Source organism: Caballeronia sp. (genome assembly GCF_028292365.1).
Taxonomy (GTDB): Bacteria; Pseudomonadota; Gammaproteobacteria; order Burkholderiales; family Burkholderiaceae; genus Caballeronia.
In genome coordinates this window covers 1-11,104 of record NZ_JAQGMM010000261.1, presented here as the reverse complement: position 1 = coordinate 11,104, position 11,104 = coordinate 1, and the positions used below count along the sequence as shown (strand labels likewise).

The window sequence follows — 11,104 nt, the reverse complement described above, 5'->3', positions numbered from 1 at the left end:
GGCCGAACGGCGCGGGCAAGACCACGTCGTTTTACATGATCGTCGGGCTGGTTCCGCTCGATGCCGGCGAAATCCTCCTCGACGGGACGTCTATCAGCCTGCTGCCGATCCACAAGCGCGCGCGTCTCGGACTGTCCTATTTGCCTCAGGAAGCGTCGGTATTCCGCAAGCTCACCGTCGAGCAGAATATTCGCGCGGTGCTGGAACTGCAGACGGATGAAAGCGACAAGCCGCTCTCCAAGCAGGGCATCACGGATCGCGCAGAAGCGTTGCTGGACGAACTTCAGATCGCTCATTTGCGCGAAAATCCGGCGCTGTCGCTCTCGGGCGGCGAACGTCGGCGTGTGGAAATCGCCCGCGCGCTCGCCACCAATCCGGCCTTCATCCTGCTGGATGAACCGTTTGCCGGCGTCGACCCAATCGCCGTGCTCGAAATCCAGAAGATCGTGAAATTCCTGAAGCAGCGCAACATCGGCGTGCTGATAACGGACCACAACCTACGCGAGACGCTGGGCATTTGCGACCACGCTTACATCATCAGCGACGGCAGCGTGCTCGCAGCAGGCGCGCCGAGCGAGATTATCGAAAACGAGAGCGTGCGGCGCGTTTATCTCGGCGAACATTTCCGTATGTAACGCTGCGGACAAATCGCCTGGCGGCCGTCAAAACCCTGATGAGCGGCGTTGCGGCACAGCCGCTGCACTGCCGCATTTCTTACGTGCCGCCCGCGAGGCGGCACGGTTGTTTTTGGTCGATTCCCCGCGAGGTTTCGCGCCCGTGGCAAACTCTCTACAATGATTAAAACCTTGCCATGAAAGCCAGCCTCCAACTCCGCCTATCGCAGCATCTTGCGCTGACCCCACAACTGCAGCAGTCCATCCGGCTGCTGCAGTTGTCGACGCTCGAACTGCAGCAGGAGGTCGCGATGGCTGTCGCGCAAAATCCGCTACTCGAGAATGAGGACGACTGGACCACCAGCCCGCTGCGCGTGGCGGCGGACGGCTCGCTGATCACCTCGGCGGGGGCGTCGGTGAATGCGCCCGACTCCATGATGAGCAACGGCTCGTCGTCGAGCAGCAGCAGCACGACCACGACTGACCGATCCGAAAACGGCGAGCCCCAAGGCGTAGACGAATACAACGGCATGAGTTCGTCGGATAACGGACCGGATTCGAGCTCGTGGAATCTGGAAGATTACGGCCGCTCGAATAGCGGCTCGGACGACGACGACCTGCCGCCGCTGCAAATCCACGAATCCACCACTACGTTGCGCGACCACCTGACGTCGCAACTGCGCATGACGAAGGCGAATCAGCGCGATCGTGCGCTGATCACGTTCCTGATCGAATCACTCGATGAAGATGGTTACCTCACGTCATCGCTCGAAGAAGTGAAGGCGGATCTGCCGGATGAACTGGAAGTCGATGTCGACGAACTGAGCGCGGCGCTCGCGTTGCTGCAAAGTTTCGATCCGCCGGGAGTGGGCGGCCGCTCGGCGTCGGAATGTCTCAAGCTGCAGTTGCTGCGGCTCGATCCGTCGCCCATCCGGACGCTCGCACTCGATATTGTGATGCACCATCTGGAGCTCCTGGCAGCGCGCGATTTCACGCGTTTGCGCAAGCAACTCAAGGCGTCCGACGACGCCTTACGCGACGCTCATTTGCTGATCCGTTCATTGGAACCGTTCCCCGGCGCGGCGTTCGGAAAAAGCGAAGCGGATTATGTGGTTCCTGACATCCTGGTGCGCAAAATGTCCAGCGGCTGGACGGCAGAATTGAATCCGGAAATTGTGCCGAGGCTTCGCATCAATCACCTCTACGCGAATATTTTGCGCAACAATCGCGGCGATCCGGGCAGTGGTTCGTTGCGCCAGCAGCTCCAAGAAGCACGTTGGTTGATCAAGAATATTCAACAAAGATTCGAGACGATTCTCCGCGTTGCACAAGCCATTGTGGAGCGTCAGAAGAACTTTTTTGCGCACGGTGAAATTGCAATGCGGCCCTTGGTTTTGAGGGAGATTGCTGATACGCTGGGTTTACACGAATCCACCGTCTCACGTGTGACAACCGGTAAGTACATGCTGACCCCATTCGGGACGCTTGAATTTAAGTACTTCTTCGGATCGCACGTTTCAACCGACACGGGTGGCGCGGCATCGTCCACGGCGATCCGGGCACTCATCAAGCAACTGATAGGAGCCGAAGACTCAAAATCTCCTCTTTCAGACAGCCGCATCGCAGAGTTGCTGGCAGAACAGGGATTCGTGGTGGCGCGCCACACGGTGGCCAAATATCGCGAAGCCCTGAAAATTCCGGCAGTGAACTTGCGAAAGTCTCTGTAGCCCGCTGCATGTTGCGGCGGGCCTTTACCGGCCGCGTCGCGAAAGCGCGAGCGAGCTGGCCGATGCGATCCCGATCCGTACCAGTGTTCAGCAGAATGGGCACGTACGGGCACGCAGCGGCCGGTTTGAGTAGCGTGATAGCGTCCAGGCGGCCATTAGCTTGGAGAGCAACTATGAATCTGCAGATCAGTGGACACCATCTCGAATTGACGCCTGCGTTGCGAGAATATGTGATCACCAAACTGGATAGAGTGCTACGGCACTTCGATCAGGTGATCGACGGCAGTGTGGTCCTCTCGGTCGACAATCATAGGGAAAAGGACAAGCGGCAAAAGGTCGAAATCAACTTGCACCTGAAGGGCAAGGACATTTTCATCGAGAGTTGTGACGTTGATATGTACGCGGCCATCGACTTGATGGTCGACAAGCTGGACAGGCAAGTGCTTCGCCACAAGGACAAGATCCAGGGCCATGCACACGCCACGATGAAATACGGACACGAACCGCAGGAGAGCGAAGTTCCGGCACCGTAAGGAATCGTGAACGGTTAGAGGAGTGATTCAAATGGGTTGAACGGCGCATCGGCTGGAGGATTTTTCGATGCGCCGGACTCCGGAGCAATGTAGACCGGAGCCCATCAGTTCGATAGTCTCGGCACGAGCCGCCTGAAAGCAGGCGGCTTTTTTGTCGCCACCGGTTTGGGGCGGTTTTTCGCCGCGGCAGGAGCGAATTGGGGCAAGCAGCAACCGTCGCGTTATGTGCAACAAACGCGTCAAGTGTATGGCGCGCCGCACCATCGTTTGATTACGCTGTTCTATAATGGTCCGGTCAAAGGTTAGTACCGGGTACCGGGGTTGTTAATCGGAGTGAAGCGAGACCTTGGTGTCCCGCGCATTCCTTACCAAAAATCGCCGTGAGCGTTTCGTGCAGGTTCTGCAGCCGCCACGATGAGGAGAATTCAGGCCACGCATCTGCCTGCCAACATGAATCGTTTAGCCAAATTTCTTCCCCTCGAAAATGTCGTCCTCGGACTGTCCGTCACCAGCAAGAAACGTGTATTCGAGCAAGCGGGCCTGATCTTCGAGAACCAGAACGGCATTGGCCGCAGTACCGTCACCGACAATCTCTTTGCGCGCGAGCGCCTTGGCTCGACCGGTCTCGGCGAAGGTGTCGCCATTCCCCACGGACGCATCAAGGGCCTGAAGCATCCGCTCGCCGCCTTCGTGCGCCTGGCTGAGCCGATCGCTTTTGAATCGCCGGACGGGCAGCCCGTGTCGCTGCTGATCTTTCTGCTTGTTCCCGAGCAGGCTACCCAACAACACCTCGAAATCCTCTCGGAAATAGCGCAGTTGCTCTCCGACCGGGATGCACGCGAACGCCTGAACACTGAAGAAAACCGTGAAGCGCTGTATCAGGTGCTCACGCAATGGCAACCCTGAGCCCTCCCAAGCCAGGCCTCGTGCTGGACTTGAAGCCGGATTGGTACGGAGAACCAGGCCGAATGGCCCTCTCGCGCCGGCGGCCCTTCTAGCGCACAATCAGTCCTATTGAGCGGAGCATTGAAGAGACCAACCCCGGCTCTTCAATTGCCCCATGCTCGCGGCCTCTCTCGGAGTTCCGGCCCTCATGGATACGTCCAGCATCAACGCCCAGAGTATTTTCGACGACAACGCGGCTGCGCTGAAACTGAGCTGGCTGACGGGTCACGAAGGCTGGGAGCGCGGCTTTTCGACCGAAACCGTTGCCAATGCAACGTCAAGCGCCGACCTCGTCGGGCACTTGAACCTGATTCACCCCAACCGTATCCAGGTACTCGGCGACGCCGAAATCACCTATTACCAGCGTCAGTCAGACGAAGACCGGTCGCGCAACATGGCCGAACTGATCGCGCTGGAACCGCCCTTCCTGGTGGTGGCGGGCGAAGTCGGCGCGCCGCCTGAACTGGTTCTGCGCTGCACACGCTCGTCTACGCCGCTCTTCACCACACGCATGTCGGCCGCAGCCGTGATCGACAGCCTGCGGCTCTATATGTCGCGGATTCTAGCTCCGCGCGCCACGCTGCACGGCGTGTTCCTCGACATCCTCGGCATGGGCGTGCTGTTGACCGGTGACTCCGGTCTCGGCAAAAGCGAACTCGGGCTCGAGTTGATCAGCCGCGGTCACGGTCTTGTCGCTGACGACGCCGTAGACTTCGTGCGCCTCGGACCGGATTTTGTCGAAGGCAGATGTCCGCCGTTGCTGCAGAACCTGCTGGAAGTCCGCGGCCTCGGCCTGTTGGATATCAAGACCATCTTTGGGGAAACCGCCGTTCGGCGGAAAATGAAACTCAAGTTGATCGTTCAGCTTGTGCGTCGTCCAGACGGTGAATTTCAGCGCTTGCCGCTCGAAAGCCAGGCGGTCGACGTGCTCGGCCTGCCGATCAGCAAGGTGACGATCCAGGTGGCGGCCGGCCGGAATTTGGCAGTGCTGGTCGAAGCTGCGGTGCGCAACACGATCCTGCAACTGCGGGGTATTGATACCTTGCGCGACTTCATGGATCGTCAACGCCTTGCGATGCAGGACCCCGAAAGCCAGTTCCCCGGCAAGCTGATCTGACCGGTTGAGATGGTTAGACCGGCGGCATCGAGCATTCAGCCGCCGCCCGGACCCGAATTTTTGCGTGCTTTGCGTGCTGCGTCCTTTGCGTGCTATTACCTAGAGCGAACGAGTCCTTATTCATGCGCATTATTCTGATTACGGGTATTTCCGGCTCCGGCAAATCGGTTGCCCTGAACGCTCTCGAAGACGCCGGCTATTATTGCGTCGACAACCTGCCACCGCGCTTCCTCCCTGAGCTCGCGGCCTACCTCAACAGCCAGGGGCAGGCACGTCTGGCTGTTGCTATCGATGCTCGTTCGAGCCGGTCGCTCGACGAAGTGCCCGCGATCATCAAAGACCTGTCGCAAGCGTTCGACCTGCGTGTGCTGTTTCTTAACGCCAGTACGCAGTCGCTGATCCAGCGCTTTTCCGAGACCCGCCGCCGCCATCCGTTATCGGGTTCGCCGGGCCACGACGCCGACGTGGGGCTGCTCACTTCGTTGGGCGAAGCGATCGAACGTGAGCGCGAACTCGTGTCGGGGCTCGCCGAATTCGGCCATCAGATCGACACCAGCAATCTGCGGGCGAACGTGTTGCGCGCGTGGGTGAAGAGTTTCATCGAGCAGGAAACGGCCGGACTGACGCTGATGTTCGAGTCGTTCGGATTCAAGCGCGGAGTTCCGCTCGACGCCGATTTTGTCTTCGATGTCCGTACGCTCCCGAATCCCTACTACGATCACGAATTGCGGCCGCTGACGGGCCTGGACCAGCCGGTTATCGACTTTTTGTCCGCCCAGCCGATGGTCCATCAGATGATCGACGACGTGGGCACGTTCATCGCAAAATGGTTACCGCAATTCCGTGACGACAACCGTAGTTACCTGACGGTTGCGATCGGCTGCACGGGCGGCCAGCACCGCTCGGTATTCATCGCCCAGGCGCTCGCCGCGCGCTTCGGTGACAAGGCGAATGTGATTGTGCGGCATCGCGACGCGCCCATCGCTGTGGATGGACACGTCGCGCCCATGCAAACCTGATCGCCTTTGGGCGGCCTTTTTAAAGAAGCGCGCGATGTCCACCAATCCCCTTCTCGCCGACCTGCCGCTGTTTCCGCTGCATACCGTGTTGTTTCCGGGCGGCCACCTCCCCTTGAAAATCTTTGAAGCCCGCTATCTCGACATGGCGCGTGCGTGTTTGCGCGAAAGCACGCCGTTCGGCGTGTGCCTGTTGAAAAGCGGTAATGAGATTGCGTCACCGGGCGATCCATCAGTGCCCGAGAGCATTGGTTGCCTCGCCGAGATCACGCAATGCGACGTGGACACGTTCGGCATGCTGCTGGTCCAGGCGCGCGGCACGACGCGGTTTCGACTGTTGTCACATCGCGTGGAGCCGAGCAATCTGCTCGTGGGCGTAGCGGAAACCATTGGCGACGACACGCCGCTGGATGGCACGGAAGCGCTGGTGAAGTTTGGTGCGTGCGCGGAAGTGCTAGAGCGGATCATCGATGCAATCAAGGCACGCGAGCCCAAGGACCTGCCGTTCACCGAGCCCTTCCTTCTCGACGATCCGACGTGGGTATCCAACCGTTTATCCGAGATCCTGCCGATTCCCATGCGCGCCCGGCAAAAGCTGATGGAGCTTGAAGACGCAGCCGCGCGGATCGATGTCGTGCATCACTACATGCAGCAGCATCAGTTGCTTTGACGTCGTCTAAGCGGTTTTAGCAACCCACGATCAAATCAGCGAGCCCTGCAGCGCGTCGAGCAGTTTGCGGACTGGCGCGGGCACGCCATACGCATCGATATTCGCAAGCGGCGCCCACACGGTCTTGTTATCAGCAGCTTCGGGCACACCATTCGCCCGCCCGAGACGCGGCTCAATATCCAGTTTGAAATGCGTGAACGTGTGCGTGAAGGGCGTGAGCCGCTGAAGCTCGGCCGATCCGCCAAAGCTATGCGAGACCGCCGCGAGCGCGTCTTCATCCTGTGCTTCAGGCAGGCTCCATAGACCGCCCCAGATGCCCGTCGGCGGACGTTTCTCAAGCAGGACGCTATTGCCATCCTGCAGCACCAGCATCCAGGTCTTTCGAGTCGGCACCATCTTTTTCGGGCGCGACGTGGGCAATTCCTTTTGCCGTCCCGTCACGTTTGCCACGCAATCGGCGGCAAACGGGCAGCGCGCGCAATCCGGTTTGCCACGCACGCACAGCGTTGCACCAAGATCCATCAACCCCTGCGTGTACGCGGTGACTTCGTCCTTGTGCGCGGCATCGGGAAGCAGCGATTCGGCCAGCGTCCACATCGTGATTTCCACGCGCTTTTCGCCCGGAAATCCGTCGATACCAAACACGCGCGCGAGCACCCGCTTCACATTGCCATCGAGAATAGTCGCGCGTGCGCCGAACGCAAACGACGCAATAGCCGCCGCGGTCGAACGCCCGATACCCGGCAGTTCAGCCAACTCCTCGACGCTGCGCGGAAACTCGCTGCCATGCTCTGTCGACACCACAAACGCGCATCGATGCAGATTTCGCGCGCGCGAGTAGTAGCCGAGGCCGGCCCAGAGCGCCATGACGTCGTCGAGCGGCGCGAAGGCGAGCGCGTTCACGGTAGGGAAACGGTCGAGAAAACGCACGTAGTAGGGAATCACCGTCGATACCTGGGTCTGCTGCAGCATGATTTCGGACAACCAGATCCGATAGGCATCGCGCGTGTTTTGCCACGGCAGGTCGTGACGGCCGTGAACACGTTGCCATGCGATCAGGCGCGTGGAGAAGTCGGTGAGCTGGAGCATGGAACTAGCGCTGGCAGCGCGGGCAAAAGTACGTGGATCGTTGGCCTTGCACGATTTGCTTGATGGCCGCTCCGCAAACATGGCACGGCAATCCCGCGCGATCATAGACGAAATAATCGAGCTGGAAATAGCCCGACTCGCCATTGCTGCCCACGAAGTCGCGCAACGTGCTGCCGCCCTTTTCGATCGCCGCGGCCAGTGTTGTACGCACGGCGTCGGCGAGGAGATCGTAGCGCACAAGCGAGACGCGGCCAGCAGCGACCGTGGGCCGGATACCCGCACGAAACAAGCTCTCGGACGCATAAATGTTACCCACGCCGACGACCATTGTGCCGGCGAGCAGCGCTTGCTTGACGGACACCTTCCGTCCGCGCGTCTGCCGGTACATCAGCGCGCCGGAAAATTCAGGCGTGAACGGCTCTACGCCCAGTCCTGCCAGCAGCGGATGGTCGAGGACGTCGCCGTCTGCGCGCGCATGCCAGAGCACTGCGCCGAAACGCCGCGGATCGCGAAAGCGCAAAATGAAATCATCGAAGATCACATCTATATGATCATGCTTCGCCGCATCCGGCGGCCGCGGCACGTTACGTAATACCCGTAACGTCCCCGTCATGCCCAGATGCACGATCAGCCAACCTTCAGAGGTTTCGAACAACAGATACTTGCCGCGCCGCTCGACTTTGTCGATTTTCAGCGCCTTCATCGTCTTCGCGAGATGCGGCGGAATTGGCCAGCGCAGCGCCGGTGTACGGACATCGACACGCTCAACCCGGCGTCCGGTAACAAACGGTTCGATCCCGCGTCGGGTTACTTCGACTTCCGGCAACTCTGGCATGTTTTACTGGTCTGTAACTTGCTGTGGGATGTGCGCGTATTGTAGCGAGCGCGTTACAATCGACTGAAACATTGATCGGATTTCCATGAACTTGTCCTTCGTAAAGTTGTTTTCGAAGCAGCGTGCAGCGACCGCTCAAACGAGCGCCGCACGCGGTAAGCCGGTCTCCCCGAGCAAGCTCGCGGCCGCAGTAGCGTTCGCGGTGGCGGCGTTTGCGGCAGCCCCTGCCTACGCGCAGAGCCCAGCGCAACTGCCGACCCCTGACGACGACCAGTCCGCCATCAGTGCAGCGGACCTGATCACCGCGCCGCCCACGGGCAAGGAAGTTCAGGACCTGCCGAATGTGGCTGCGTCCAGCCAGATCGTGTTCCAGGTGCTTGCGGCGGAAGTCGCGTTGCAACGCAATCAGGCAGCGCCCGCTTATCAGACGTATCTCGCCCTCGCGCGCGACACGCACGATCCACGTTTCGCGCAGCGCGCGACCGAGATTGCAATCGCCGCACAGAGTCCCAACGACGCGCTGACGGCCGTCCAGCTCTGGCAGCAGTTCTCACCGAATTCGGAACGTGCGGCGCAGTTGAGCGCGTCGCTGCTGATCCTCTCCGGCAAGCCCGACGACGCCAAGGCTATCCTCACCACCGAGCTCGCGAAAGTACCCGCTCAGCAGCGTGGCGACGCAATCCTTTCGCTGCAGATCCTGCTCTCTCGCGGACCGAACCGCGTAGGTGGATTGAATGTGCTGAAGGATCTGGTCAAGAACGATCTGGACCGGCCGGAAACGCAACTGGCGCTCGCCCGGCAAGAAATTGCCGCCGACGACCTGCCGGGCGCGAAGGCATCGCTTGAACAAGCGCTGAAATTGAAGCCGGACTACTTGCCTGCCGCGTTGACATTGGCGCGCATGGGGCCGAACGAACGCGACGAAGGTATTGCTTCGTTCGAAAAGTACCTCGAGAAGGATCCAAAGTCGCACGACGCACGGCTTGCGCTGGCGCAACTGTATCTGTCGGCTGATCGTCTCGATGACGCCCAGAAGCAGTTCGAAACCATGCGCAAGAACGATTCGAAAGACCTGACACCGCTGATGGCGCTCGCGCTGATCAACATTCAGAAGAAACAGCCGGACAAGGCGCAGGATTACCTGAAGCAGTACGCGGCGGCGGCTGAAAGTACGCCGAACGCCGATCCGGGACAGGCTTATATCTATCTTGCGCAGTTGTCGCTGGAGAAGAAAGACGACGTGGCCGCGAACCAGTGGCTCGACAAGATTCCGCGTGCGAGCCAGCAGTATCTGCCGGCACAAGTCACGCGCGCGCAGATCCTCGCCTCGCACGGCAAGGTCGACGAAGCGCGTCAATTGCTCGGCAGCCTGCAGACGTCGGATCCGCGCGATCTGGCGCTGCTCGCCCGTACTGACGCCGCAATGTTGTTCCAGGCGCAGCGGTACCCTGAGGCGGAAGCGGCTTTGGCGAAAGCATCGGCGGCTTTCCCCGACGACCCGGACATTGCCTACGACTACGCCATGGCGGCGGAAAAGAACGGCCATTTCGACGTCATGGAAACGCAGTTGCGCAAGCTGATGAAAGAGCAGCCGGAGAATGCACAGGCGTACAACGCGCTTGGCTACTCGCTCGTCGATCGCAACGAGCGTCTGGACGAGGCAGAGAAGCTGATCGAGAAAGCGGTGTCGCTTGCGCCGAACGACGCGTTCATCATGGACAGCCTCGGCTGGGCGAAGTATCGGATGGGTAACCAGGCCGAAGCAGCCAGCATCCTGAAGAAAGCCTACGACTTGCAGCCGAACGCCGAAATTGGCGCTCATCTTGGTGAAGTGCAATGGAAGTCAGGGCAGCAGGACCAGGCGCGCAACACGTGGCGTCAGGCGCAAAAGCTCGAACCCGGCAACGACACATTGTTGAAAACGCTCAAACGATTCCAGGTGAACGACCTTTGAACTTGATTGCAACGAATTTCCTAGGTGGTCAGCGCGCACGTCGCGGTGCGTTGGCGCTGATGGCAGCGGGTGTGGTGGTGGTGTCGGGGTGCGCGATCAAACCGCGTGCGCCGAGTACATCGAATGCAGCAACCGCGGTGACTGCGCAGACCAGCCGCGCTTATCACGGGCGATTCGCGGTCCAGTACAACGACCAGACTGGTCAGCAACGCAACGCGTACGGCAACTTCGACTGGCAGGAAACCGGAGACACCGTCACGCTGCAATTGCGCAATCCGCTTGGGCAAACGCTGGCTATCGTGACGTCGTCGCCGTCATCCGCCACGCTCGAATTGCCGAACCGTGAACCGCAGACCGCCGACAACGTCTCCCAACTGATGAGCAACACGCTCGGGTTCGCGTTACCGGTGGAAGGCTTGCGGTATTGGCTGCAGCCATCGCCCGCGCCAACCTCGCGGGCGCGCACGACCATGGATTCATCGTCGGAAAACGGCCGCCTGAAGGAAATCAAGCAGGACGGCTGGACCATCGACTACCTGGCTTACGCCGATGCGCCCGCCACTGGCGTAAAGCGCGTGAATCTGTCGCGCGCCGAACCGCCGCT

At 60.1% G+C, this 11,104-nt stretch carries 11 protein-coding genes; 9 read left to right on the top strand and 2 right to left on the bottom strand.

Annotation, left to right across the window (positions count from 1 at the left end):
- From lptB to JWR14_RS16515, 7 genes are all read left to right on the top strand, one after another.
- A partial coding sequence (gene lptB, locus JWR14_RS16545; RefSeq protein WP_299708614.1) for an LPS export ABC transporter ATP-binding protein occupies positions 1-635 on the top strand: 635 nt, incomplete at its 5' end.
- 176 nt (positions 636-811) lie between these two features.
- The gene (locus tag JWR14_RS16540) at positions 812-2,341 is read left to right on the top strand and encodes an RNA polymerase factor sigma-54 (protein ID WP_299708611.1); all 1,530 of its coding nucleotides are present in this window, start codon (positions 812-814) and stop codon (positions 2,339-2,341) included.
- A gap of 173 nt (positions 2,342-2,514) precedes the next feature.
- Complete coding sequence (gene raiA / locus JWR14_RS16535) at positions 2,515-2,874, top strand: ribosome-associated translation inhibitor RaiA (RefSeq protein ID WP_031357598.1); 360 nt, start codon at positions 2,515-2,517, stop codon at positions 2,872-2,874.
- A gap of 450 nt (positions 2,875-3,324) precedes the next feature.
- A complete protein-coding gene (ptsN, locus tag JWR14_RS16530) occupies positions 3,325-3,780 on the top strand; it encodes a PTS IIA-like nitrogen regulatory protein PtsN (RefSeq protein ID WP_089165243.1) in 456 nt (151 codons plus the stop codon).
- Between the two features lie 187 nt (positions 3,781-3,967).
- On the top strand, positions 3,968-4,936 hold the full coding sequence (gene hprK, locus JWR14_RS16525; protein ID WP_031357600.1) for an HPr(Ser) kinase/phosphatase: 969 nt from the start codon (positions 3,968-3,970) through the stop codon (positions 4,934-4,936).
- Between the two features lie 122 nt (positions 4,937-5,058).
- Positions 5,059-5,955 carry an RNase adapter RapZ gene (rapZ, locus tag JWR14_RS16520; RefSeq protein ID WP_299708594.1) on the top strand — a complete coding sequence of 299 codons (897 nt, stop codon included), beginning with the start codon at positions 5,059-5,061 and terminating at the stop codon, positions 5,953-5,955.
- Positions 5,956-5,989: 34 nt separating this feature from the next.
- Complete coding sequence (locus JWR14_RS16515) at positions 5,990-6,622, top strand: LON peptidase substrate-binding domain-containing protein (RefSeq protein WP_299708592.1); 633 nt, start codon at positions 5,990-5,992, stop codon at positions 6,620-6,622.
- Positions 6,623-6,652: 30 nt separating this feature from the next.
- Here the strand turns inward: JWR14_RS16515 and mutY are convergent, their stop codons facing one another.
- A complete protein-coding gene (gene mutY, locus JWR14_RS16510; protein ID WP_299708590.1) occupies positions 6,653-7,711 on the bottom strand; it encodes an A/G-specific adenine glycosylase in 1,059 nt (352 codons plus the stop codon).
- 4 nt (positions 7,712-7,715) lie between these two features.
- On the bottom strand, positions 7,716-8,546 hold the full coding sequence (mutM, locus tag JWR14_RS16505; protein WP_299708588.1) for a bifunctional DNA-formamidopyrimidine glycosylase/DNA-(apurinic or apyrimidinic site) lyase: 831 nt from the start codon (positions 8,544-8,546) through the stop codon (positions 7,716-7,718).
- An 85-nt stretch (positions 8,547-8,631) separates the two neighbouring features.
- Here mutM and JWR14_RS16500 point away from each other — a divergent pair, with 85 nt between their 5' ends.
- Positions 8,632-10,500 carry a tetratricopeptide repeat protein gene (locus JWR14_RS16500; RefSeq protein ID WP_299708586.1) on the top strand — a complete coding sequence of 623 codons (1,869 nt, stop codon included), beginning with the start codon at positions 8,632-8,634 and terminating at the stop codon, positions 10,498-10,500.
- 59 nt (positions 10,501-10,559) lie between these two features.
- Positions 10,560-11,104: lipoprotein insertase outer membrane protein LolB (lolB, locus tag JWR14_RS16495; protein ID WP_299708617.1), on the top strand; the 545-nt coding region annotated here is incomplete at its 3' end.